At 39.0% G+C, this 23350-nt stretch carries 23 protein-coding genes; 9 read left to right on the forward strand and 14 right to left on the reverse strand.

Going from position 1 to position 23350, the window contains the following annotated elements; all coding sequences use genetic code 11:
• Nucleotides 1-38: 38 nt before the first annotated feature.
• From D0S24_RS12965 to D0S24_RS12995, 7 genes are all read right to left on the reverse strand, one after another.
• Nucleotides 39-2618, reverse strand: a complete 2580-nt coding sequence (locus tag D0S24_RS12965; RefSeq protein WP_117020304.1) for an ATP-binding protein — start codon at nt 2616-2618, stop codon at nt 39-41.
• Between the two features lie 13 nt (nt 2619-2631).
• The gene (locus tag D0S24_RS12970; RefSeq protein ID WP_117020305.1) at nt 2632-3078 is read right to left on the reverse strand and encodes a response regulator; all 447 of its coding nucleotides are present in this window, start codon (nt 3076-3078) and stop codon (nt 2632-2634) included.
• Nucleotides 3079-3090: 12 nt separating this feature from the next.
• Nucleotides 3091-3654 carry an AraC family transcriptional regulator gene (locus D0S24_RS12975; protein ID WP_117020570.1) on the reverse strand — a complete coding sequence of 188 codons (564 nt, stop codon included), beginning with the start codon at nt 3652-3654 and terminating at the stop codon, nt 3091-3093.
• A gap of 272 nt (nt 3655-3926) precedes the next feature.
• Nucleotides 3927-4247, reverse strand: coding sequence for a hypothetical protein (locus D0S24_RS12980; RefSeq protein ID WP_117020306.1), 321 nt, complete (start codon nt 4245-4247; stop codon nt 3927-3929).
• 193 nt (nt 4248-4440) lie between these two features.
• A complete protein-coding gene (locus tag D0S24_RS12985; RefSeq protein ID WP_117020307.1) occupies nt 4441-4632 on the reverse strand; it encodes a hypothetical protein in 192 nt (63 codons plus the stop codon).
• A 73-nt stretch (nt 4633-4705) separates the two neighbouring features.
• Nucleotides 4706-4867 (reverse strand): DUF1328 family protein, encoded by a 162-nt coding sequence (locus D0S24_RS12990; protein WP_117020308.1) that lies wholly within the window; start codon nt 4865-4867, stop codon nt 4706-4708.
• A 140-nt stretch (nt 4868-5007) separates the two neighbouring features.
• The gene (locus D0S24_RS12995; protein ID WP_117020309.1) at nt 5008-5892 is read right to left on the reverse strand and encodes a mechanosensitive ion channel family protein; all 885 of its coding nucleotides are present in this window, start codon (nt 5890-5892) and stop codon (nt 5008-5010) included.
• A 512-nt stretch (nt 5893-6404) separates the two neighbouring features.
• On the opposite strand from D0S24_RS12995, the gene D0S24_RS13000 reads away from it, so the two are divergent.
• Entirely contained in the window at nt 6405-7766 is a 1362-nt protein-coding gene (locus tag D0S24_RS13000) for an NAD-dependent succinate-semialdehyde dehydrogenase (RefSeq protein ID WP_117020571.1), read from the forward strand.
• 315 nt (nt 7767-8081) lie between these two features.
• Here the strand turns inward: D0S24_RS13000 and D0S24_RS13005 are convergent, their stop codons facing one another.
• The 4 genes from D0S24_RS13005 to rho all read right to left on the reverse strand — a co-directional run bounded on the left by D0S24_RS13005 (nt 8082) and on the right by rho (nt 12594).
• Nucleotides 8082-8690: a nitroreductase family protein gene (locus D0S24_RS13005; RefSeq protein ID WP_117020310.1), complete on the reverse strand. Its 609-nt coding sequence runs from the start codon at nt 8688-8690 to the stop codon at nt 8082-8084.
• Between the two features lie 562 nt (nt 8691-9252).
• Nucleotides 9253-9942 (reverse strand): hypothetical protein, encoded by a 690-nt coding sequence (locus D0S24_RS13010; protein ID WP_117020311.1) that lies wholly within the window; start codon nt 9940-9942, stop codon nt 9253-9255.
• 30 nt (nt 9943-9972) lie between these two features.
• Complete coding sequence (locus D0S24_RS13015; RefSeq protein WP_117020312.1) at nt 9973-10656, reverse strand: hypothetical protein; 684 nt, start codon at nt 10654-10656, stop codon at nt 9973-9975.
• A 234-nt stretch (nt 10657-10890) separates the two neighbouring features.
• A complete protein-coding gene (rho, locus tag D0S24_RS13020) occupies nt 10891-12594 on the reverse strand; it encodes a transcription termination factor Rho (RefSeq protein ID WP_117020313.1) in 1704 nt (567 codons plus the stop codon).
• 198 nt (nt 12595-12792) lie between these two features.
• On the opposite strand from rho, the gene D0S24_RS13025 reads away from it, so the two are divergent.
• Nucleotides 12793-13203 carry a DUF4293 domain-containing protein gene (locus D0S24_RS13025; RefSeq protein WP_117020314.1) on the forward strand — a complete coding sequence of 137 codons (411 nt, stop codon included), beginning with the start codon at nt 12793-12795 and terminating at the stop codon, nt 13201-13203.
• 283 nt (nt 13204-13486) lie between these two features.
• Here D0S24_RS13025 and D0S24_RS13030 read toward each other — a convergent pair whose 3' ends face one another.
• Nucleotides 13487-13990: a metallophosphoesterase gene (locus D0S24_RS13030; RefSeq protein ID WP_117020315.1), complete on the reverse strand. Its 504-nt coding sequence runs from the start codon at nt 13988-13990 to the stop codon at nt 13487-13489.
• Nucleotides 13991-14390: 400 nt separating this feature from the next.
• On the opposite strand from D0S24_RS13030, the gene truA reads away from it, so the two are divergent.
• Both truA and D0S24_RS13040 read left to right on the forward strand, forming a co-directional pair.
• On the forward strand, nt 14391-15164 hold the full coding sequence (gene truA, locus D0S24_RS13035; RefSeq protein WP_117020316.1) for a tRNA pseudouridine(38-40) synthase TruA: 774 nt from the start codon (nt 14391-14393) through the stop codon (nt 15162-15164).
• Entirely contained in the window at nt 15136-16902 is a 1767-nt protein-coding gene (locus D0S24_RS13040) for an ABC transporter ATP-binding protein (RefSeq protein WP_117020317.1), read from the forward strand. Before truA ends, D0S24_RS13040 begins: the two co-directional genes overlap by 29 nt.
• Nucleotides 16903-17234: 332 nt before the next feature.
• On the opposite strand, the gene D0S24_RS13045 is transcribed toward D0S24_RS13040, so the two are convergent.
• On the reverse strand, nt 17235-18020 hold the full coding sequence (locus tag D0S24_RS13045) for a diadenylate cyclase (protein ID WP_117020318.1): 786 nt from the start codon (nt 18018-18020) through the stop codon (nt 17235-17237).
• A 111-nt stretch (nt 18021-18131) separates the two neighbouring features.
• Complete coding sequence (gene folP / locus D0S24_RS13050; RefSeq protein WP_117020319.1) at nt 18132-18971, reverse strand: dihydropteroate synthase; 840 nt, start codon at nt 18969-18971, stop codon at nt 18132-18134.
• Nucleotides 18972-19079: 108 nt separating this feature from the next.
• Between folP and D0S24_RS13055 the strand changes: the two genes are divergently transcribed.
• From D0S24_RS13055 to D0S24_RS13075, 5 genes are all read left to right on the forward strand, one after another.
• Nucleotides 19080-19640: a DUF1599 domain-containing protein gene (locus D0S24_RS13055; RefSeq protein WP_117020320.1), complete on the forward strand. Its 561-nt coding sequence runs from the start codon at nt 19080-19082 to the stop codon at nt 19638-19640.
• 170 nt (nt 19641-19810) lie between these two features.
• Entirely contained in the window at nt 19811-20908 is a 1098-nt protein-coding gene (locus D0S24_RS13060; RefSeq protein WP_117020321.1) for a BT_3928 family protein, read from the forward strand.
• A gap of 78 nt (nt 20909-20986) precedes the next feature.
• The gene (gene tpiA, locus D0S24_RS13065) at nt 20987-21742 is read left to right on the forward strand and encodes a triose-phosphate isomerase (protein ID WP_117020322.1); all 756 of its coding nucleotides are present in this window, start codon (nt 20987-20989) and stop codon (nt 21740-21742) included.
• A gap of 140 nt (nt 21743-21882) precedes the next feature.
• On the forward strand, nt 21883-22719 hold the full coding sequence (prmA, locus tag D0S24_RS13070) for a 50S ribosomal protein L11 methyltransferase (RefSeq protein WP_117020323.1): 837 nt from the start codon (nt 21883-21885) through the stop codon (nt 22717-22719).
• A gap of 21 nt (nt 22720-22740) precedes the next feature.
• Nucleotides 22741-23016: an ATP-dependent Clp protease adaptor ClpS gene (locus D0S24_RS13075; protein ID WP_117020324.1), complete on the forward strand. Its 276-nt coding sequence runs from the start codon at nt 22741-22743 to the stop codon at nt 23014-23016.
• The last annotated feature ends 334 nt before the right edge of the window (nt 23017-23350 follow it).

The following is a 23350-nucleotide window of genomic DNA, read 5'->3' on the forward strand; positions in this document are numbered from 1 at the left end:
TTCTCACTGCGCAAACCTTGAATCTTGAACCTTGAACCTTAGACGGGGAGGTATATATAAAAGGTAGCTCCTTTGTTTACATGGCCATGTGCCACAATATGTCCTTTGTGCTTTTCAACAATTTTTTTGCAAATGGCCAATCCGATTCCGGTACCCGAATATTCATTTTTTTGATGCAGGCGTTGGAATAGTTCAAATATTTTTTGGGCATTGGCCTGATCAAACCCAATGCCGTTATCCTTTACGGAAATACAGTAATATTCCTTGGCTTTTTTATTAAAGTCGGCAGCTATGGAATTGCGTTCCATTTTTTGGCATGCGATCTCTATTCTTGGAGTTTCTAGGATACTGTGATATTTGATGGAATTGGAGATCAAATTGTTGAAAAGCTGCTCCAATTGAAAGGGAACGCCCCGTACTTCCGGAAGATTGCCAAGCACAAACTCTACCTCGGATTCCCTAATTGGGGCCTCCAGATCTTCCTGCACTTTTTCCATAACAAGATTCAGGTCAACCTGTACAAAGTCCTTTTTTTTCTTGCTGATCCTGGAATAGGACAATAGGTTTTTTATAAGGGTCTGCATGCGGTTGGCAGAAGATTTGACCTTATCAACATATAGGGCTTGCTGTTCCGTAAAGTTGGAGGAATCGGAATCCGATATTCGTGAGATAAACATCTGTATCTTCCTTAAGGGTTCCTGGAGGTCATGACTGGCAACACGGTTAAACGACTCCAATTCACTGTTGGTGCGTTTTAGTTCCAGGTAATTGTCCTTTAGTTTTTGTTCGTTCTTTAGCTCATTGGTAATATCCTTTACTACCCCAATAAATTCAGTTTTTAATAAATGACCTGTATTTTGAAGACATTTTACCTTCCCATTTTTAGTTATAATGCGATAGGTGTAATTATTGATCGTTTTTTTCTCCAGGGCAAGGTGTAATTTTTCATCGAATTCCTTAAGGTCTTTTGGGTGTATAAATTTCCTATAATTTTCAAGTGTCGGCTTAAACTCGTTGGGTCGGCAATCCAATAACCTGTAAAAATTATCGGACATGGTGGCCTTCTTGGTTTTAATGTTCCAGCGGTAACTACCAATTTTTGCAACGGCTTCGGCATCGTTTAGAATGGAATTCTGTACCGTTAATTGTTCATTGAGCTCCAACAAGCGTTGTTTGGCATTAATTATTTGAGTACTGTCATAGGAGGTTAGGGTTATACCATCGTTTAGTTTGTTTATGGTAGTGTGGACCCATACCTGTTTTTCCTTCAGGGGGTATTCGGCTTCATGTGTTTCAATGCTACCGTTGTCGGCACATTTTACCATGAGGTCGTATAGTCCGGATTCATGCACAAAGGGATAGATTTTGGAGATTGATCTTCCAATAACTTCTGCCACTTGTATCCCGGTAAGGTTCTCACTTTCCGTGTTGGTGTACAAATACTTAAAATCCATTATTTTACCGTTCAAATCCCTCTCGGTAATAAGGTGACTAACGGTATTACTGGTACTTTCAAGGATATTGTTCAAAAAAGACTTGGTCTCGATCAAATTATGGTTCTGTTCTTCCAACTGTTCGTTCAAAACCTTTAAATTCTGTGTAAACTTTTTTTCCGCTGTAGTATCGACCGAAGTAGTCAAAACGCCGTTCTCCATTTTTACGGCCGTAGTTTTGAACCAAAACTTATTGTCATTAAATTCAAAATATTTTTCGAATTTACGGGTGGCGCCCTCAGTTATAACCATGGACAGTTCTTTAAAAATGCCATTCTCAAAGTTAACGGGAAATAGTTCGGACATTTTACGATGCTCAATTTGGTGGGATTTTAAGCCGATGACCGATTCAATTTTATCATTGGAAAAGACGATGGTAAAATCTTCTACTTGACCGTTTGTATTATAGACAGGTGAAAAATAACTAATTATATTGTCCGTACTGCTCAACGTATTTTGAAGGAATTTCTCAGCAGTAACCATTTTTTTTCGCTGGGAATTAATTTTGATAAATGAAACAATGAATATGACCAGGGCGAACATGCCCAATAATAGGGAGGTAAGGGGGGTAAAAAAAATTTGGTTCCTATATTCCGCTTTATGTTTGGCAAGTTGTATCTGCTTTTCTTGGTACATTTGGTTTCTAAGCAGGTTCAATTGGGTGATGGATTTGGAAACTTTGGTTATTTTTTCCCTGTCCTTTGAAGAATAATTTGTTTTTTGAAAAGGAATATTCGAGATTATTTCCAAGGAAATATATAGGCTATCCTGCCAAGATCGGACCGCTTGTAGGATTTTCTGATGTACAGGATTTTCGTGGGTAAGTAGCCTTAGTTTTAGAAATGATTCCTGTACCTCCGGTTTGTAATTTTCGTAGGAAGAAATACTCAAGGTGTCATGGGAAAGTAGGTTTTTAAGCTCGGTAGATTGCATTTGGGCATAATAGGAAAAAAGTTGATTTATTTCCATGTCTACCTCCAAGGTATGGGAAACCATATCTGCCGATTTCCCAAGCTGTACGATTTGTTTGTAACTAATGCTCCCCAGAAACATGAGAAGGGCGATGGCCAAAATAAGGGAGATGGCAAGTACTTTGGGAGAGGATGTTATTTTTCTTATCGGCATGCCATAACTCTGTTTAGATCCGCAATAAAAAATTATCCTTGTTCAAGGCCGAGGTATGGTATTGCCAATTAAGCTGTAAAACCTTTTCAATGGCCTGTTTTAAATCACTAAAGCTATTCGGTTTATTAATGTAAATATTGGCTCCGTTCACAAAGGTTTCTTCAATATCGGCCTCGGAAGAGGAAGTGGAGTATATGGCAACCAATAGGTCATGAAGTCTGGGATGGTTTCTAATTTCACAGAGACACTGCATTCCATTTTTAATGGGCATGTTCAGATCCAGAAATACTATTTCAGGGAGGATTACATTTGGCAGGACCAAATAATCCATTAACTCTTTTCCATTATTGAAAAGCGATAGTTTTGTTTTGATCTTTATTTCGTTAATGGCTTCCTTGAATAATGTTCTGTCATCATCGTCATCATCTGCCAAAGCAATGTTTAGGGAATGTAAGGGCATATTTTGGTGTGGTTATCCTTGGGTTAGGGTTCTTTCCTTCCGTTTCAAAATTATTTTTTGAAAGGCGGAGGGAGTAAGTCCGGTCGTCTTTTTAAATTGGGCAGATAAGTGTGATACACTACTATAGTGGAGCTTGTACGCTATTTCTGTTAAGGTTAGGTTGTTCTGGAGGATTAAGTTTTTGGCGAAATCTATTTTTTTTAAAATTATAAAATTTTCGATGGAAGAGTAGGTAGCTTCTGAAAAGACCGAGGACAAATACGTATATGAATAATCCAATTTTTCAGAAAGATAGGTAGAGAAATTATAAAGCTTGGGGTTCTCTTCATCATTGATCCATTCTGTAATGGAATCTTTGATCCGTTGCACTAGGGCCATTTGTTGGTCGTCCATAATTTCTATGCCGTAATTTCCCAATAGCGAGGCCATTTCCTTTTCTTCCTTATGTGTGGGCTCTCTTTCAAACTCAATTTCCCCAACACCATGAATGGTATATTTCATGCCCAAGGCATCCAATTGTTCCTGCAGAACGGCCTTGCAGATATGGTTAAAATCAAATTTTAGATAGATTCTCATCAGTTGCATATAATCTGGACCACGTTATATGGATCCTATAAATTATAGAAAACAATGTAGGCCTTATACACAAAGATGATGATTTTTTAATATTCAATAGCCTGCTCGGTGAATTTTTTTATCAATTGTAAAATTACATGATGTTGTAGTTGATTTTAATAACCTAATTGGTAGAGTTGTAGGAGGTACATCTAAGGCCTTGGCCATATTAAGGATATACAACATCATCCTTCTATCCCAACCGTAGTGGTTTTATTAGGTGTTATGGGGCGTTAGTTTTTTAAGTAGTTTTCTTCGGGAATTTCCTTAAAAAATTCTGCAGTTTCAATGTTACTGGAAGGACTATAATTGGCCAAAACCGTTCCTTTGCTGCCATCGGTCGTTTCCACAATATACAAAATGGACATATCGGACGGATTGCTCATTCCTTCAAAACGATATTCCTCCAAAATGGTAACATTCTCTGGCGAATACCCTATTTTAGTATTCAAATCTATCAATTTCATATGATCTACCCGGTAGGTAGCCTTATAGCCCTTTTTTTGATATTCGTCTATTATCTCCTTTTCGTTCTTGGTAAATTCATTCTTCATTATTAATAATTTTAATATTTATATACATTTAATCATATCCCTGTCAGGGGATTTACTTGTTATACCCCGCCAATGGCCGTGGTTTGCACCCCTGGCTATAGGTTCTGGATTTTCTGGATGAAATAAAAACGGACAAGATCCGCTAGGGAAAATGTCCGTTGTTAATCAAATCCAACCAATCTATGGGATTTTATTAATTGTCGTCCGTGGCATCATCAATTTCATCCCCAACTTCTTCCACACCTTCCTCAATGTCGTCACCTACTTTTTCTATTCCATCCTCAACTTTCTCACCTGTAGTCTTTTCTTCCCTACAACTGGTTAAGCTGGCCAATGAAACAGTAAATATGATAGTAAGCAAAAAATAAATTATCGATTTTTTCATTTTTTTTTATTGTTTTAAGGTTACGTACGTTGTGTACTTATTATTATTATTATTATTTACCATGTGGTATTGATCAGATTTTTTTTCTTCCTGTAAATAATGAAATTACAAACAGAATCAAGAAAATAAAAAATAAAATTTTAGCGATACTGGCAGCTCCTGCCGCTATACCCCCGAATCCGAAAATTGCGGCAATTATTGCCAATATTACAAATGTTACTGTCCATCGTAGCATGATATATGTGCTTTTAGGTTAATACTAGTCAATTGTTCTTTACACAATCTCTGTAACAAATCTCGGGATATTCAATTACATGGTTTAACGTTATCACAATAATGGTTAACACATACGGATTTGGTGTAAGTAGTTTTGGTTCAGTTGCCTGTAGGGTCGTTATTTTTAAAGTTTTCTGGAAAATCCAATGTTCGAATAGGGAATGGGATATTGATGCCGTTATCGTCAAATGCTTTTTTTATGGCTATCATGGCCACTGTTTTGGCCTTTAGTACCTCAAGGGCATTGGTAGATTTGATCCAAAATCGGGTTTCAAAATTAATGGAACTATCCCCAAATTCGGTATAAAGAAAAATGATCTCTTTGGCATCCCCTATATTTTCAAAATTGGAGATAATGGTCTGGCACACCAAATCGCGCACAAATTCCAGATTGGACGAATAACTAACACCGCACTTAAGGATTACCCGTGATTGGGCCGTGGTCGAGAAATTTCTAATCGGGTTTTCCAAAACCAACTTATTGGGGATATACACCAAATTGTTATCCGATTGTTTTATGGTTACCGCCCTTAGGTCTATATCGATTACCTCGCCCTCGTAATCGTTGCTTTCTATCCAATCACCAAATTTTATATGTCTTATATAGGATAGTACAATACCGGAATAGGTGTTGGTGAGGGCGCCCTGCAAAGCTAGGCCCACGGCAAGACCGGCTACCCCGGCACCGGCCAAAATGGTGTTGAGGGTTTTGCTTAGGTCCAAAATTCCAAGTACCAAAAATAATCCCGCTAGAATAACCATAATAGAAATTAATTTGGCAATTAAATTCTTCATGGATTTTTGCAAACTACTTTTTTCCAGTAGTTTCCAAGTAATTTTGGTGACATATTTGGAAAGTAGAATTACTAATGTGAAAACGATCATCGCCAATATAATGTTTGGCAAATTCACAATTAAATTGTCTGCCCAAGAGACTAGCCTCTTTGTCATTTTCTTCCAGGCTTCGTCGATATTTAATTCCATAGGGATGCTTAAAGTTGTTGTTGATAAGGTAAGAAGATTTTTGGGAATAGTCCATTATTCTGAACAATATAATGGAACCGATACAATAAAAATGGTTCCGATATAAAAGTGTACCGGAACCATTAATTAACAACCAACCTAATCATCTTGATTGAATTACCGTTGTAGTTCGTGGTAATCCAAAGAAGAATATCTTTATTCATATGTCCCCTAAGATTGGGTCCACCTGATTTCCAAATTTATTTAATGCTTCTTATTTCTTACATACAAAATTACAGTGTCCGGCCCAAATGATTGTGCTGTATTCTATTTTATGTTGACTCTTATGCTATTGAGATAATGGTGTCGGCCGTTTTTCCGGCCTATTCCTGATTTTACCCGATGGACGTAGATTATTGTTTGTGTTACTATTTTTTGGAAAAGGAATATGAGGAAATTGGGTAATCACTATCTTTAATTCCATGAAAAGGGGCAATTTACGACCTCAATACAATCTTAAAAATAATATGGATATGGAATATGTTGAATCGGTGAATCCCTACGATGGAAAGCCAATGGAAAGATATAGAATATTTTCGGAAGATGATATTGATAGGGTAGTTGATAGGGCGGGACACGTCTTCCAAAGCTGGAAAAATGAAAGCGTGGACCATAGGTCGGGACTGTTAAAAAAATTGGCCAAGGCATTGTTGAAGAATAAAAAATCTTATGGGCAGCTGATGTCCAAGGAGATGGGAAAACCTATTAGCCAAGGTATTGCCGAAATTGAAAAATGCGCATGGGCCTGTGATTTTTACGCCAAGAATGCTGAAGGATTTCTTGCCGACGATCTTATTGATACCGAAGCGGATGAAAGTTTTATTAGTTACGACCCCATAGGCTGTGTATTGGCCATAATGCCCTGGAACTTTCCTTTTTGGCAGGTTATCCGCTTCGCGGCTCCTACACTCACTGCTGGTAATACCGTAATTTTAAAACATGCCAGCAACGTTCCTGGCTGTGCAATGGCACTTCAGGAGCTGTTTCTTTCTGTAGGCTATCCGCAGGGGTGCTTTCAGATTATTATTGCAGATCACCAGCGGCTTGATTCCATCATCGGAAATTCTATTGTTCAGGGGGTAACCCTCACAGGTAGTGAGAAGGCAGGGAGGGCCATTGCCGCTTTGGCAGGAAGGCACTTAAAAAAATGTGTTATGGAACTGGGGGGCAATAATGCCTGTATAGTATGGGAAGATGCGGATTTGGATAAATATATGGACACCATGGTAATGGCCCGAATGCAGAATACCGGTCAAAGTTGTATAGCGGCAAAACGATTTATTGTAGTGGAGGCTATTTATGAGGAGTTTTTACTGAAATTCTCCGATAGGATCCAGGCTCTTAAATCTGGTGATCCGTTGGACAAGTACACAGATATCGGGGTAATGGCAAGGGAGGATTTGGCGAACGATTTGGCGCAACAAGTGAGTGGTTCCTTGGAAAAGGGAGCCAAAGTTGGGGTTGGAAATAAGCGGGACGGCTCCTATTATGAGCCTACGGTACTTATAGATGTGGTTCCCGGGATGCCCGCTTTTGACGAGGAACTTTTTGGTCCGGTAGCAGCTGTGGTCAGGGCAAAGGATAGAAAGGAAGCGGTTGCCTTGGCCGCAAATTCCAACTATGGACTAGGGGCCATGCTGTTTACCAAAGACATCAAATCTGCGCGGCAAATAATCGGGGATATCCCCGACGGGGCATTTTTTGTCAATGAAATGGTTAAGTCCGATCCAAGATTGCCATTTGGTGGTACAAAAGCGTCCGGATTTGGTCGTGAACTTTCTATGGAAGGTATGTTGGAGTTTGTGAATAAAAAAACGGTTTATCTAAGGAAATAATGGAATAGGAAGCTTTGTGAAGAATGGCCTTACTCTATGTTATCTAATTAAAGGCTAAAATTCTGCCTGTTCCCAATAATTATCTGGATTCATAGCTCATGATCTATCGGGATTGGTATCCAAAAACTTTGATACTCCAATTAGATAAAAAGGGGAAGTGGCAGTGAAATCCATTTTTTGCCTACGGTCTACAGCCTCCATCTTTTTGCTTACTGCCAACATATCACCCAGTCATTGAAAAGGAATTCCATTCCGTTCCAAAATTCCTGCCTACCGGCCAGGCAGGTCTGTAATTTCATTGAATAATAGATTAGTTTAGTCTGTGCCCCAATTGTTCCTAAACGCAAATTGCTCTTGGGGCATACGTTGCCTTTCGTTCATTTCTTTTTTGCGAAGTTTTTCGGGCAGGTTCTCCAGTTCCCCACCATAGTAGCCTATGGCAATTGCCGTTGCTATATGGAAATCCTTTGGAATTTGGAAGATGTGCTGGGCCTTTTTGTAGTCCAAACCTGCCATATGGTGCATGGCTATACCCATATACTGGGCCTGGACCGTCATTGCGCCCAATCCAAGGCCCAAGTCATGGAGGGCATGGAAATTTTCTTTTCCTTTTTTTGTTTCTTTCTTAAATGCAGTAAGCATTAATAGGGGCGCATTTTTGGCCCAAATTTTATTGGAATCGCTAAGGTTGTCTATAATTTTTTTATAGGCCTCAGAACCTTTTACCGCATAAAGGAACCGCCAAGGTTGTTCGTTATTGGAACTTGCGGCCCAACGTACGGCTTCAAAAAGTTGGTTCAAATGCTGTTCAGCGATTTTTTTATCCTTAAAAATTCGAGGACTATAGCGCTGTTTTAAGAGTGCAAATATTTCATAATCGGAATCGGCAATATTTTCTAATTGTACTTGATCCGGAGATGTCATATTTATTGTTTTTAAAGTGTTTTTAAATTATTTTTTTGTGGCGGCCAGTTTGTAATCTTAATAACTGGTACTGTTTTGAAAGCCTCTTTTGGTTTGGCCTACCTTGTTCGGTTTTTTAGACTTGTTCCAAGATTTAACTTCATTGGTTTTCTGATTTTCCAAATGGACCATTACGTAATTTCGGTCGGTATAAGGAAAAGTTTTTGTGTTTAGTGGGGGTTGAACATCACTCTTATTCCTACATTGGTTTGAGGTGTATTTATCCCTGATTTAGGCATTTGATCCGTTTACTTGTCCTAGACCACAAAGGAGTTTAAACTTTACGGACTTTGGATATTATACCAATGATAATAATTTATGGGAAGCTTTCTTGACTCAGAACCAATAATATTTGATTCTTTCCAGAATGGTTTTTTAATGTTTTTTATGGTACTTGGAATAGGCAGGTGGCTATGGCTTACAGAAATTGGCTGTCTGAAATATGATGAGGGATAATGTAGCTGGCCATTTCTAGGAAAGGAATTATACCGGGATGGTCTATGGAGTTTTAGGCAGGTCTCGGTTAAATCCAGAATTTGCGTTTCATTCTTAGGAACCCTATAATAAAATTGATATACATCAATACGATAAGGGATAGGTGAATTCTTCTTAGATGGACAAATTCATTTAATTGGTAGATAAAATTATAAAATCTGGATATCTTGATGGGGGCATAACCCAGATAAAAAATGAGTAGCCCAATGCTTATCCATTGAATACCGGTTAATCCATAGTCCATTTTTTTTGATGTATGCCTATGTTCCCAGAAAAAGAGGATAATACAGATTAAAATGGCAAAAGCCCCGACCAAATAGCTATATACCTGGGCTTCTAGCTTAAAGTTTTGAAAAAATGGATTTATTAAGGAGGTAATCATAAAGAATATTCCTGTCAAGAGTATAAAGTTTTTATATTTTTTGTTCTCTATGTAGCTCCAATAGACATAAAAAAAATAGTTGAAGAAAATTATGTTGTAAATATTGTATATTATAACATTATGCTTAACAAAAGCGGTAAAAATGGAAATATGGAATACCTCATAATGCTTTGTAAAATAGCCCAATAATTCCGTTAGGAAGGTGTACATTAAAAGTATGGGAAAATACTTTAAGGGAGTACTGTAATATTTGGGATATTTTATTAAGGCTATCAATAAGGTCAAGGCATAGAGAGGTAGGCAGGCATTCTCTAAAATAGCATCCAATATTTCCATTTTTGCTCAGATCCGGGTTAAGGGGCCATATTAATCCTCATGATATGGAGGAGGAACCATATGGGCTTCGTTCAACACCAGACTTTTATTTGTGCCATAGAAGGGGGCAGGTGATGTTGTCGGCATAAATGAGGCTTCCGATTTACTTTCCCCGGACCTATCCGTTCCTGCTTCTTTTTTCGGTTCCAAATTATCTGTAAGTAGAACAGGGACATTTTTGCCATCGTCCTCTTCCCTAATATAGAACCCATATTCCCGGTCGTTTTCCTTTAGGGCGGGAATAATAAAAAAGGAATTTTGTTTGGGATGCTTTATTTCCCTACCATCATCAAAGGTCTTTTTATCGGGATAATTGGAAAAATAAAAACGTAGGGAGGAAATTTCCACATTGGCCCTTTTGGCCTCTTGTTCAATATAGTCCATATATTCCTTAATGGTATTGTAGTCATAATATCCAAAACGGGCCACATCAAATTTTTTCTCCGGGGCAAGTTCATTTTCATATGCCTCGATCAGGCCAACCCTGCGTTCGCCATATGCATCGTACATGGTTTTTGCCTGGGCTACGCTAACAATCTGCTTGGGGGCGGAAATTTCCGTGGGTGCGGGTTCTTTTACCGGGTTTTTTTCTTTTTTCTGTTCACAGGAAGTGAAACCAAAAACAATAAGGGCCCCAACGCATAATTTGGCCTGGGTTCTTTTTAGGTTTTTCATAATTCAAAGATTTTCAATTAGTTGTTAATACTGTAATTATTCAGAGATAAGCGTTGGGGGAAAACACTTGTTAAATTAGGTGTTAAAGTACTGATTATTGTACATCTAAAAAAATGCCTTAAAAAAATATTCATTTTTTTAAGGCATTGATAATTAAAAAAAATCCCATTGGGCGTCATAACCTAATGGGATAATAGGACTGTTCCCGATTTTTAGGGATTATGCGTAATAATTTTATTGGTTCATAGTCAATAAAAACTCCTCGTTGTTCTTGGTTTGTCTAAACCGTTGTTCAATAAATTCCATGGCCTCTACCGGATTCATATCGGCCAAATACTTTCTCATGATCCACATTCTCTGAATAGTGTTTTCATCCAATAATAGGTCGTCCCTTCTTGTACTTGACGAAGTAAGATCAATGGCCGGGAATATTCTACGGTTGGATATTTTTCTATCCAATTGCAACTCCATATTACCTGTTCCCTTGAATTCTTCAAAGATTACCTCATCCATTTTTGAACCGGTTTCGGTAAGTGCGGTGGCAATAATGGTCAGGGAACCTCCGCCTTCTATATTACGTGCTGCCCCAAAGAATCGTTTTGGTTTATGAAGGGCGTTGGCATCCACACCACCACTTAAGACCTTTCCGGACGCAGGTTGTACCGTATTGTAGGCCCGGGCAAGTCGGGTAATGGAATCCAATAGGATAACCACATCGTGGCCACATTCTACCAAACGCTTGGCTTTTTCCAAAACAATATTGGCCACCCTAACATGTTCTGTAGCCTCCTTGTCAAAAGTAGAGGCAACGACCTCACCGCGAACATTGCGCTGCATGTCCGTTACTTCCTCCGGGCGCTCGTCTATCAAAAGGATAATTTGATAAACTTCAGGATGATTGGCGGCAATACCATTGGCAATATCCTTCAAAAGCATGGTCTTGCCCGTTTTTGGTTGGGATACGATCATTCCTCTTTGTCCTTTGCCGATTGGGCTGAACAAATCTATAATTCTTGTAGAAATGGTACTTTGTCTTTCTGCAAGGTTAAATTTTTCCTGTGGGAACAATGGGGTCAGGTGTTCAAAAGACACCCTGTCCCTCACTATTTGGGGATCTATTCCGTTTATCTTATTTACTTTGATAAGGGGGAAATACTTCTCACCTTCTTTCGGGGGACGAACATTTCCTAGTACGGTGTCCCCAGTTTTTAATCCAAATAATCTTATTTGGGATTGGGATACATAAATATCGTCCGGTGAGGAAAGATAATTGTAATCGGAAGATCTTAAGAAACCGTAACCATCCTGCATAATATCCAGAACACCCTCGCTTTCTATAATACTGTCGAACTCAAATTCCGGTTCTTTGTATTTGTTTTTTAGGTCCTTATCAAAATTGCTGTTGTTTTTGTCAACGTTGCCTTTTTGATGGTGCGGATTTTTTTTATGCTGGGGTTTGTTGTTCTGAGGCGTATTTTGCTGGGCCGTATTTTGCTGGGCCGTATTTGGTTGGGCCGTATTTTGTTGCGGTGTCCCTTTTTGAAATTCCTTTTTTGCCTGAACAGGACTATTGTTTTGGCGCGGTTTTCTTTCCTCTTTTTTATCCTCTGCTACATTAACGGTTTCTTTTGGGCTATTCTGTTTTTCTGTCGGTGCAGCGGATTTTATCTCCGGTTTTTCTGGTGTGGTGGTTTTGGGACCAGTTTCTTTTGGCCTCGATTTGATTATTCTGGACCTTTTGGGCTTTGCAGTACTGTTGTCCTCCGTAAGCACTTCGGTCTTTTCTAGAACAATTTTTGGATTGGATGCCTGTACATCCAATATCTGATATACCAAATCGAGCTTTTTTAAAGTTTTAAATTTGGCAACATTTAGGCCCTTGGCAATTTCCTGAAGCTCAGGAAGCTTTTTTGATTTTAAATCTGAAATCTCAAACATTAAGTTTTGAATAAATTATACGTATTACGAAAATTATGAAGTGTATGCTGTTCTTGTTTTTGGATAATAAAGGGAATGAAATCCCCTGTTGGTAAGTAATCTGACTTATAACGTAGCAATATTACAAATTATTTTCAATATTTAGGTGATAATTTTTAAAAAGACACTTATTTTTGCCTTTAAATTGTATTACAAAGCATGATTCAAAGAATCCAGACCCTTTATTTAATCGTAGTTATACTATTAGGTGCAGTTTTGCCGTTTTTTTTAAATCTATGGTCCGATGCAAGGGGAAATGAGATATTTGCGGAAAATGAGGTACTTGTTTCCATTGCTTTTTATGCCGTAGCGGTCCTTGGACTGTTGGGGATAGTGTTGTTTAAGAATAGACAAAATCAATTTGTGGTGAACAGATTGAATATGATATTGAATCTTTTTTTACTAGGATTTTTCGTTTACCGATCACTAAACTTATCCGGAGAAACCATTGTTTCCGAGAAGGGTATTGGGATGCTGATTCCTGTATTTTCTATCGTTTTTTTAGTCCTGGCCAACAGGGCAATAAAAAAGGATGAAGATCTTGTAAAATCTGTTGATCGTTTGCGTTAAACCTAACATCTTAGTAGTATTAGTGCGTGAACCCGGGGTAGTGCCCGGGTTTTTTTGTGATTTTTTTATTTTAAGGTTACTTATTTTATTTCTATCCAAGCTGTAAAATCCTTTACTTATTAGTTTATTAGTTTAGTTAAAGGTTAAAAACCTGCCTTTTCCTGCCTATGATTTCATTGTAGTTACTTTAGTTTCCAAAAACTTTGGTAGTCTAAAGATGGTAAAAGGCAGTGGGAAGTGAAATCCGTTTTTTCTGTCAACTGCTTACTGCTTACCGCTTACTTCAAGAACCACCCCTCTTGCCAAGTTCTATAATCTCCAGATCCTTAATGTTTTCCTTATCTATTTTAAATCGCAACATGGTCCGTATTTGATGAAAGCCATGAATCCCGCAGGCGCCGGGGTTCATATGTAATAGGTTTAACTTTTTGTCCCACATTACCTTTAGGATATGGGAGTGCCCGGAGATAAAGAGTTTTGGGGGGTTCCTTTTGATATCTTCCCGGATACGCATATTGTATTTGTTGGGATATCCGCCAATGTGGGTTATCCAGACATCGACAGCCTCACATTTAAATCGGTTGTCCAAAGGATATTCCAATTGGATTTTGTTTTCATCTATATTTCCATAGACGCCCTTTACCGGCTTTATTTTTAACAGGGCATCCATCACCTCTAAATTGCCAATGTCCCCTGCATGCCATATTTCGTCGGCCTCTTTGGCATATTTTAGGATTTTATCGTCCATATGTCCATGGGTATCGGAAAGAAGGAGTATTTTTTTCATCTTTTTTAAAAATTTTATAATTAGCTAAAAAATAAGTGATTACAAAATTTACAAATAGATGTAACCACTTCGTTCCCGCCCGTACCGAAAAGGTACGTTCGGGCGGGTTTGCAAAAACTTATTTTAATCATATCGATAAGGTATGCTTAAAAAAGTTTATGCCCATTTCATGTGTTCATTTCTTTTTTAATTTCTTTCACGAAAGCAAATTACAAATTGAAAGTCTGTTTAGACTATGTTTTGGGGTAGTAGTTTGAAATTTTTAAAGCTGTAAACTTATGGTAATTGGACTAATGGGCATAACTATATTTTATTACAAAATTGTATTTAAACATCTTGGCCATCTGTTTTTCTGCTCAGGAACAGGTATCTTTGCCAATTACAAAACTAAATTATTCGTTTGAGGTATTTCGTCCAATTTTCTTATCAGGGCAGGTCGTACCACGGTTGGCAAAAACAGCCCAATGCCATTAGTGTACAGGAGATTATGGAAAACGCCTTTTCCTTAATATTACGTGAAACAGTGGTCTTGACCGGAGCGGGGAGGACGGATGCGGGGGTCCATGCCAGGGAAATGTTCGCCCATTTTGATTCCGATGCCCTTTTTGAGGGGTCGGAGTTGGTTCACCGGCTAAACGCTTATCTTCCGGAAGATATAGCCATATTTTCTATTTTTGAAGTTCCTGCGGAGGCACACGCCCGCTTCGATGCTTCAGAGCGTACATACGAATATTGGATAGTGCAAAGTAAGGATCCCTTTTTGGTAGATGGGGCCCATTATGTGAAATATCCGTTAAATATAGAGCAGATGAACAAAGCGGCGGCTATTTTAGTACAACATAAAGATTTTGAGTGTTTTTCAAAATCCAATACAGATGTAAAAACCTACCGTTGCGATGTTAGAAAGGCCTATTGGACCCAAGATAGGGAAAAGTTGGTTTTTACCATATGTGCCGATAGGTTTTTGCGGAATATGGTCCGTGCCATAGTTGGGACCCTTTTGGATGTTGGTATGGGCAAATATGCACCTACTAACTTGGAGGTTATTTTGGCGAGTAGGGATAGGGGAAAGGCAGGGGTATCGGTACCTGCAAAAGGTTTATATTTGACAGCAATAAAATATCCAAAAAATATTATTGATCACAATGGACAAGGATACGGGGAAAGCATTTGATTATAGATTGTTTAAGCGCTTGCTTAGGCATGTTAGACCATATTTGATTACCTTTTACGGGGTGGCCATAGCTGCGATACTTTTGTCGGGTTTTGCTGTACTAACTCCCATTTTGGTAGGAGAGATAGTCGATAATGCCATTACCAACAAGGATGGCCAAAAATTACTGGGCTTGACTCTGGCCATGGTGGGCGTACTGTTGGGGGAGGTATTTAGCCAGTTATATTTTAATTATTATGCCAATTGGCTGGGGGAATCCGTAATAAAGGATATACGGATAAAACTTTTTAACCATCTTATGGGGTTTAAGATGAAGTATTACGATAATTCCTCCATAGGCTTGTTGGTTACCCGGGCTGTAACGGATATGCAAAGGATTGGGGAAATATTTAGTGAAGGTTTTTTTGTGATAGTGTCCGACCTGTTAAAAATGTTGGTGGTTGCCATTGTTATGCTTGTGGTCAATTGGAAGCTATCGCTCATAGTATTTGCGGTATTGCCTATAATCCTATATGCAACACGACTTTTTCAAAAGGCTATGAAGGTAGCTTTTATAGAGGTTAGGGCCCAGGTTTCCAATCTGAATTCGTTTGTGCAGGAACGTATCACTGGGATGAAGATAGTGCAATTGTTTACCAGGGAAGAAATAGAGAAGGAAAAATTCAGGGAAATCAATGAAAAACATCAAAATGCCTGGTTAAGGACGGTATGGTACAACTCCATTTTTTTTCCGGTGGCCGAAATCGTATCCTCCATTACGGTAGGATTGATCGTTTGGTACGGAGGGTTGCAGAATGTTACCAATATAAGTAAGGAGGAATACGGTACCATTTTCATGTTCATATTGTTATCCAGCATGTTGTTCCGTCCGCTCCGCCAAATTGCGGATAAGTTCAATACCCTTCAAATGGGTATGGTTGCGGCAAATAGGGTCTTTAAAATATTGGATACCGATAGTAATATTCAAGATGTGGGGACTATAGACAAAGCAAGGGTTAAAGGGAATATAGAGTTTCGCAATGTACATTTCGGCTATTTGGAAAATGAAGAAGTTTTGCACGGAATTTCCTTTAAGGTAAAAGCTGGGGAGACCATTGCCATAGTTGGGGCCACAGGGGCCGGAAAATCTACCATAATTAATTTGCTCAATCGATTCTACGAAATTAATTCGGGAGCTATTTTGATCGACGGAATCAATATCAAGGACTTTAAGTTAAATTCCTTAAGATCCAAGATAGCCGTGGTGTTGCAGGATGTATTTCTTTTTGCCGATACCATAGCCAATAATATTTCCCTAAAGAACGAAGACATTACAATTTCGGATATGGAGGATGCCGCCAGGCAGATAGGTGTCCATGAATTTATAGCAAGTCTGCCGGGTGGATATGCCTACAACATAAAGGAAAGGGGTACCATGCTTTCCAGTGGTCAGCGACAGTTGATAGCCTTTTTAAGGGCCTATGTGAGCAATCCCAGTATTTTGGTATTGGATGAAGCCACATCCTCGGTAGATACCTATTCCGAACAGTTGATCCAACGTGCCACGGAAAGGATTACCGAAGGTCGCACTTCCATTATAATAGCCCATCGTTTGGCAACGATCAAGAAGGCCGATAAAATATTGGTAATGCAGAACGGTCTAATAGTGGAGACCGGTACCCATAAAGAACTATTGAAACAAAAAGGGTATTATAGAAATTTATATGAAGCCCAATTTTTGGCCGAAGAGGTAGTTTAAGGCTTGATCGGTCTTAAGTGAATCGTGAAATGCCTTCTCGACTCTCCCGATGGCACGAGTGTTGCACTCGTGCCAAGAAAACTTTCATAGAAACTCAAATAACAGCTTTACAAAGTCTCCCCGCCCGGCACTTCATAAATCCTTTCACCCTAAAACAATCGGACATTGGTTTCAATCCCTTCTTTAAAAATTAGATATTGGACCTTAGGATTGAGATACTAGATACTAGAATTGAGATGCAAGATTTTAGAAATGAGAATTAGATTTCAAACCTGAAACCTTGAACTTTCAACCGTATCATCAAGTCCTTACTCATGTACTGTTGACCGGTATTAAAGTAGGTCCGATTTTATCAAACTGGAAAGCTCTTCCAAATTCTTGAACAATACAAATTCCCCATTCTTTATATAGGAGATAAGGCCCGTTTCCTCACTGACTATAATGGCCAGGGAATCTGTTTTTTCGGTAATGCCCACGGCCGCCCTATGTCTGAGGCCAAAACGCAATGGTATGGAGCGTTCATTGGAAACAGGGAGGATTACCCGGGTAGCCACTATGAAATTATCCTCAATAACCGCCGCTCCATCATGTAAGGGGCTGTTCTTGTAAAAAATACTTTCCAGAATGGGCTGGGTTATTTCAATATTCATTTTATCCCCGGTCGACTTAACAAAGTCCAACGAATTATTTCTGGCAATAATGATCAGGGCGCCGGTTTTGGTACTTGCCATTCTTTCACAGGCCGCTATAATGGCATCCACATTGGTCCCAATGGTGAGTCCGTCTTCCTTGAGAAATTTAAAGTGCTTTAAAAAGTTGCGTTTGGAGGCAAAATTGGTAGAGCCTACCATTAATAGAAATTTTCTAATCTCCTGTTGAAAAACAATGATCAGGGCAATAAGTCCCACTTGCATAAAACCACCTACCATACTGCTTATCATTTTCATTCCCAAAACTTCGGTCAACTTCCAAAAGGCCCACACGATAACGATACCGATAAATATATTGATGGCTACGGTTCTACGGACCAATTGGTACACATAATACATGAGTATGGCCACCAAAAAGATGTCTATGATATCGGTTATACTAAAATCTAAGAAGTTTAAAAAATCCAATCCTGTGGTTTTTGTAAAAATAGGAAATAAGCTATAACCCCTTATTAAATTCCGAAAAAATGTTTGGGATCTTTTTTGAACAATTTTTTAATGGGAGGGAATTATTACCGATCATGAACGATCCTCACAGCCAATAATGGCCTTGAATATATGAACGCATTCCATAGCTTCCTTCACATCATGTACCCTTAATATTTGGGATCCATTGGCAAGGGCGTACATATGTAGTGCCGTACTGCCGTTCAATGCATTTTTAGGTGTGGTTTGGAGTAGCCTGTAAATCATGGATTTCCTGCTAACCCCTGTTAAAATGGGGAGGTCCATAGCGTGCAACAGTTTAAATTTTCTGAGAATTTCATAGTTCTGTTCCATGGTCTTGGCAAACCCAAATCCCGGATCAATAATGATATCGTTAATGCCATAGGTCCTCGCCATGGCCACTTTTTCCGAAAAATAATAAAGTATTTCTTTTAGAAGGTCTTTGTAATTGGTCATTCCCTGCATAGTGGAGGGAGTACCTTTCATATGCATCATTATATAGGGAGCTTGGTGTTTTCCAACAATTTCGAATATTTTAGGATCCAAAGTGCCGGCGGAAATATCATTGATTATTGCTGCCCCATGGGCCAGGCATTCATCGGCAACCTTACTTCTAAAGGTGTCTATAGAGATAAGGATCTCCGGGAAGGTCTTTAGCAATTGTTTTACTAAGGGGATGATTCGGCCCAATTCCTCATTTTCACTTACATGATCGGCACCCGGCCTGGAACTGTACGCCCCCAAATCTATAAAACTTGCCCCATTGATCAACATAGTTTCTACCTGGGCAATAATCTCGGTTTCGTCTTTGTACTTGCTACCGTCATAGAAGGAGTCTGGAGTAATATTGATGATTCCCATTACTCTGGGAGTACTTAGATCCACTAATTTTCCTTTACAGTTAACGGTCATGTTTTTTATGTGATAAAAGGGAGCAAAACTTTTGGTGGTAAAGTTTAAATCTCGATTTTTGAATAGTTTAAAATTTTAAGCGAAATTTACATAAATTAGAAAGACTAAATGCATAATACCTCCGAGCAATACAATGCCGTTATCAAAATTTGTAGGGATCTGTTCCTGAAAAAGATGCAAGATTACGGTAGTGCATGGCGAATTCTAAGGCTTCCATCCCTTACAGATCAAATTTATATCAAGGCACAGCGCATTAGGAGTCTACAGGAAAATGAAGTACGCAGGGTAGATGAGGGCGAGGTATCCGAGTTTATCGGAATTATCAATTATTCCATTATGGCTTTGATTCAAATTGAAAAGGGGATTGTTGACCAACCCGATCTTAGTGCTTCGGAAGCAGTGGCCTTGTTTGATAAACATATTTCCATCACAAAGACCTTAATGGAAAATAAGAACCATGATTATGGGGAGGCCTGGAGGGAGATGAGGGTAAGTTCCCTGACCGATCTAATTTTGCAGAAGTTGTTGCGGGTCAAGCAAATTGAGGACAATAAAGGGAAAACATTGGTCAGTGAGGGAATAGATGCCAACTATCAGGATATGATCAATTATGCCGTATTTGCAATGATACATCTAACCGATAAAAAGTCAATAAATATAAACAGATGAAACGAGCATTAATAAATTTTAAAAATACATTCACAAAAGGGGATGTTTAAAATTTTTAATGGGAGAGCGAGAGCAACGAGTGATTGCACACGTTCTCAACCTGCCCGACTAGCCATTCAAGCGGGTTTTATAATTTATTTAAAATCAATTAATTACTAAAATTTAAACGTGTGAAATACATAGTGGCATTGTGTCGTATAATTGTTGGTCTATTATTTATCATTAGCGGATTTATAAAATTGAACGATCCTGTCGGATTTTCTTTTAAGCTGGAGGAATATTTTAGTCCCGGAGTGCTCGATTTGGATTTTCTTATGCCCTATGCCCTAGGGATTTCCATTATTGTGGTCGTTTTGGAGGTCCTGTTGGGAGTAATGCTTTTGATAGGGTTTAGGATCAGATTTACCTTGTGGAGTTTGCTGTTGATGATCATCTTCTTCACCTTTCTAACCTTTTATTCGGCATATTTCAATAAAGTTACCGATTGTGGCTGTTTCGGGGATGCCATAAAATTAACGCCCTGGGAATCCTTTACCAAGGATGTGGTATTACTGGTACTTATTATTCTACTCTTTTTTGGTGCGAAACATATTGGATCGCCTTTTGGTGATGGTTCCAAAAGATTTATTGTAGGACTTAGTTTGTTGGTTAGTGCTATCTTTGCCTATTATGTGCTGAACCATTTGCCGGCTTTGGATTTTAGACCCTATAAGATAGGGGCCAATATAGAGGAAGGTATGAGCGTTCCGGAGAACGCACCGGTGGCCATTTTTGATTACAGTTGGAAATTTAATGTGGATGGGGTAGAAAAGGTAGTGGTTACCAATGGCGATTACCCTGCTGTGGATGGCGAGTTCATTGATGTGGAAACCAAAGAAGTTCAAAAGGGGTACGAACCACCTATCCATGATTTTACCATTGAAAAGGACGGTGAGGATATGGCTGCTTCCTTCCTACAGGAACCCAAACTGGTTATGGTGATAGCCTATGATCTGGCAAAGAGCAATTACCGCGCATTTGTGGAGATAAAGAAGGTGACGGATACAGCCATAAAGAACGGTTATAAGGTAATAGGTATGTCCGCTTCAGGAAAGGATTATACCCAAAAGATGAAAAATGAATATCAATTGGGGTTCGATTTTTATTTCACTGATGAAACCACTTTAAAAACAATTGTACGTTCCAATCCGGGAGTTTTGGTATTGGAGAAGGGTACCATTGTACAGAAAGTGCATTACAACGACATGAAGGATTTAAAGTTTGAATGATTTTGTGGTCATATCCTTAAAGCCCAAAGGCGAATAGGCCTAAATCTTATAAAGAAAAAAACATAAATTAGAATTACAATGAGAAGTAAAATAGTAGCAGGGAATTGGAAAATGAACAAGAATTTAGAGGAAACGGAAGTGCTGTTGGCAGAACTTTCCGCTAAACTTCCAGATACCAAGGCCGAAGTGATGGTAGCACCAACATTTGTAAATTTGGCGGCCGCTGTGGATAAATTAAAATCGTCTACCATTGAGGTCATTGCCCAAAACATGCATTTTGCGGAAAATGGGGCCTACACAGGCGAAATATCGGCCGATATGCTGTTGGGGATAGGAGTGGACACCATTATTATAGGGCACTCCGAGAGAAGGGCCTATTTTGGGGAGACCGATGAGATTTTGGCCAAGAAAGTGGTGGCCGCCCTGGCAAAAAACATGAGGGTAATGTTTTGCTTTGGTGAGGAATTGGAGGATCGTAAGTCCGGCAACCACTTTAATGTTGTGGAAAGCCAATTGAAAAATGCGCTGTTTTCCCTGGATGCCTCGGCATGGAGTAAAATTATTCTGGCCTACGAGCCGGTATGGGCCATTGGTACGGGAGAAACCGCTTCTCCGGAACAGGCACAGGAAATGCACGCTTTTATCCGTAAAACCATTACCAATGCCTATGATGAGGGCATAGCCAACAATGTATCCATACTTTACGGAGGTAGTGTAAAACCAAATAATGCGGTCGAAATTTTTTCCAAGCCGGATGTGGATGGTGGACTAATAGGTGGGGCTGCATTGATTGCGGACGATTTTATTGCTATAATCAAAGCAATAGACTACTAGGTACATAAGAATTGAGATACATTCCTTGGTAAATATAGTTTTACGAGGATTTTGTGTCAACCATAGATCAGGAAAGGCCCGTTGAACCATCAACGGGTTCTTTTTCTAAAAACGGGTTTCTAAATTTACATATTTATATAATGTCGAATTCGATATACCTAGAGTATAATTTTAAGGTCGAGCCCGTTCAACCGGCTTCGGACATTCTTATAGCTGAATTGGGGGAGGTGCAATTTGAAAGTTTTGTAGAAACCGAGGATGGGGTTCTGGCCTATATCAAAAAGGAAGATTGGTATCCAAGTATTCTGGACGACCTACAGATTTTTACCAACCCCTTGTTTCATATTGATTATGACTTTTCGGAAATAGAACAGGAGAATTGGAACGCCACCTGGGAAAGTAATTTTAGTCCCATACAAGTGGGGCGTCAATGTGTAATCAGGGCTCCTTTTCATGAACGGCCCCAGGTAGATTATGATATTGTGATAGAACCGAAGATGAGTTTCGGGACCGGTCACCATGAAACTACCTATATGATGTTACAGCATATATTGGAGCATGATTTTATCGGCAAATCCGTTTTGGATATGGGAAGTGGAACCGGGGTTTTGGCCATTTTGGCGGCCATGAAGGGAGCGGCTTCCATAGATGCCATAGATATAGATAATTGGTGCTACTTAAACGCTAAAGAGAATATTGAGCGCAATAATTGCGACCATATCAATGTTTACGAAGGAACTGCCGATTTACTGGTAGACCAGCAATACGACATTATCATAGCCAATATAAATAGAAACATTTTGTTGGAAGACGTTCCTACCTATGTGAAATGCCTGGACAAGAGCGGTATATTGTTTTTGAGCGGCTTTTATAAAGAAGATATACCACAGATTTCGGAAAGATGTAGGGAAGTAGGCTTAAAATTTGAAAAAAATCTGGAAAAGAATAATTGGGTTGCCGTAAAATACGTATTTTAGGAGGTATTAAAATTGAATTCTATGAGTACAAAGGAAAAAGTCTCGGAAGAATTACTTTTGGATGAGGAGACAGTAAAGCAGAATGAGATTGTTTTGTTCAATGATGAGGTTAATACTTTTGATCACGTTATTGAAACTTTGATAATGGCCTGTGACCATACTCCGGAACAGGCGGAACAATGCTCCCTTATTGTACATTACAACGGTAAATGTACGGTTAAGACGGGGGAATATAAGGATTTAAAGCCAAGATGCACCAAGCTTTTGAATGCAGGATTAAGTGCAGAGATCATGTAGCCGGGAAATAGATTCCAAAAGCTTTTTCTTCTTTTTTAAACAAACCATTCCACTTCCCAATGCAGGGAGTAGTTTTGGCCTAGCCGATAATGGGCAATTAACAATGGACAAAAAGCAATTAACAATTAGCAATGGAGAGGATAATGGCGTTCCATGTTGAAAAAATCCCTTCCTGAGACGGCCCGTCCCACATTTTTATGGAAGTTGGGGTGTATATTGATGGAGATTGATCGGATCTCGGTTGCTATTGCAATCCCATTAAATTTGGGTGTACACAATTGACAAAAGCCAGTGGACAGTGAACCCCGTTTTTTTATAAACTACTCATTGCTTA

The sequence above is a fragment of the Arenibacter sp. P308M17 genome, assembly GCF_003426735.1.
Classification (GTDB): Bacteria; Bacteroidota; Bacteroidia; order Flavobacteriales; family Flavobacteriaceae; genus Arenibacter.

What these genes read in the sequence shown, in the direction of transcription:
- D0S24_RS12965 (WP_117020304.1), bottom strand. Translation starts at nt 2,618, where the DNA reads ATGCCGATAAGAAAAATAACATCCTCTCCCAAAGTACTTGCCATCTCC.
- D0S24_RS12970 (WP_117020305.1), bottom strand. Translation starts at nt 3,078, where the DNA reads ATGCCCTTACATTCCCTAAACATTGCTTTGGCAGATGATGACGATGAT.
- D0S24_RS12975 (WP_117020570.1), bottom strand. Translation starts at nt 3,654, where the DNA reads ATGAGAATCTATCTAAAATTTGATTTTAACCATATCTGCAAGGCCGTT.
- D0S24_RS12980 (WP_117020306.1), bottom strand. Translation starts at nt 4,247, where the DNA reads ATGAAGAATGAATTTACCAAGAACGAAAAGGAGATAATAGACGAATAT.
- D0S24_RS12985 (WP_117020307.1), bottom strand. Translation starts at nt 4,632, where the DNA reads ATGAAAAAATCGATAATTTATTTTTTGCTTACTATCATATTTACTGTT.
- D0S24_RS12990 (WP_117020308.1), bottom strand. Translation starts at nt 4,867, where the DNA reads ATGCTACGATGGACAGTAACATTTGTAATATTGGCAATAATTGCCGCA.
- D0S24_RS12995 (WP_117020309.1), bottom strand. Translation starts at nt 5,892, where the DNA reads ATGGAATTAAATATCGACGAAGCCTGGAAGAAAATGACAAAGAGGCTA.
- D0S24_RS13000 (WP_117020571.1), top strand. Translation starts at nt 6,405, where the DNA reads ATGGAATATGTTGAATCGGTGAATCCCTACGATGGAAAGCCAATGGAA.
- D0S24_RS13005 (WP_117020310.1), bottom strand. Translation starts at nt 8,690, where the DNA reads ATGACATCTCCGGATCAAGTACAATTAGAAAATATTGCCGATTCCGAT.
- D0S24_RS13010 (WP_117020311.1), bottom strand. Translation starts at nt 9,942, where the DNA reads ATGGAAATATTGGATGCTATTTTAGAGAATGCCTGCCTACCTCTCTAT.
- D0S24_RS13015 (WP_117020312.1), bottom strand. Translation starts at nt 10,656, where the DNA reads ATGAAAAACCTAAAAAGAACCCAGGCCAAATTATGCGTTGGGGCCCTT.
- rho (WP_117020313.1), bottom strand. Translation starts at nt 12,594, where the DNA reads ATGTTTGAGATTTCAGATTTAAAATCAAAAAAGCTTCCTGAGCTTCAG.
- D0S24_RS13025 (WP_117020314.1), top strand. Translation starts at nt 12,793, where the DNA reads ATGATTCAAAGAATCCAGACCCTTTATTTAATCGTAGTTATACTATTA.
- D0S24_RS13030 (WP_117020315.1), bottom strand. Translation starts at nt 13,990, where the DNA reads ATGAAAAAAATACTCCTTCTTTCCGATACCCATGGACATATGGACGAT.
- D0S24_RS13040 (WP_117020317.1), top strand. Translation starts at nt 15,136, where the DNA reads ATGGACAAGGATACGGGGAAAGCATTTGATTATAGATTGTTTAAGCGC.
- folP (WP_117020319.1), bottom strand. Translation starts at nt 18,971, where the DNA reads ATGACCGTTAACTGTAAAGGAAAATTAGTGGATCTAAGTACTCCCAGA.
- D0S24_RS13055 (WP_117020320.1), top strand. Translation starts at nt 19,080, where the DNA reads ATGCATAATACCTCCGAGCAATACAATGCCGTTATCAAAATTTGTAGG.
- tpiA (WP_117020322.1), top strand. Translation starts at nt 20,987, where the DNA reads ATGAGAAGTAAAATAGTAGCAGGGAATTGGAAAATGAACAAGAATTTA.
- prmA (WP_117020323.1), top strand. Translation starts at nt 21,883, where the DNA reads ATGTCGAATTCGATATACCTAGAGTATAATTTTAAGGTCGAGCCCGTT.
- D0S24_RS13075 (WP_117020324.1), top strand. Translation starts at nt 22,741, where the DNA reads ATGAGTACAAAGGAAAAAGTCTCGGAAGAATTACTTTTGGATGAGGAG.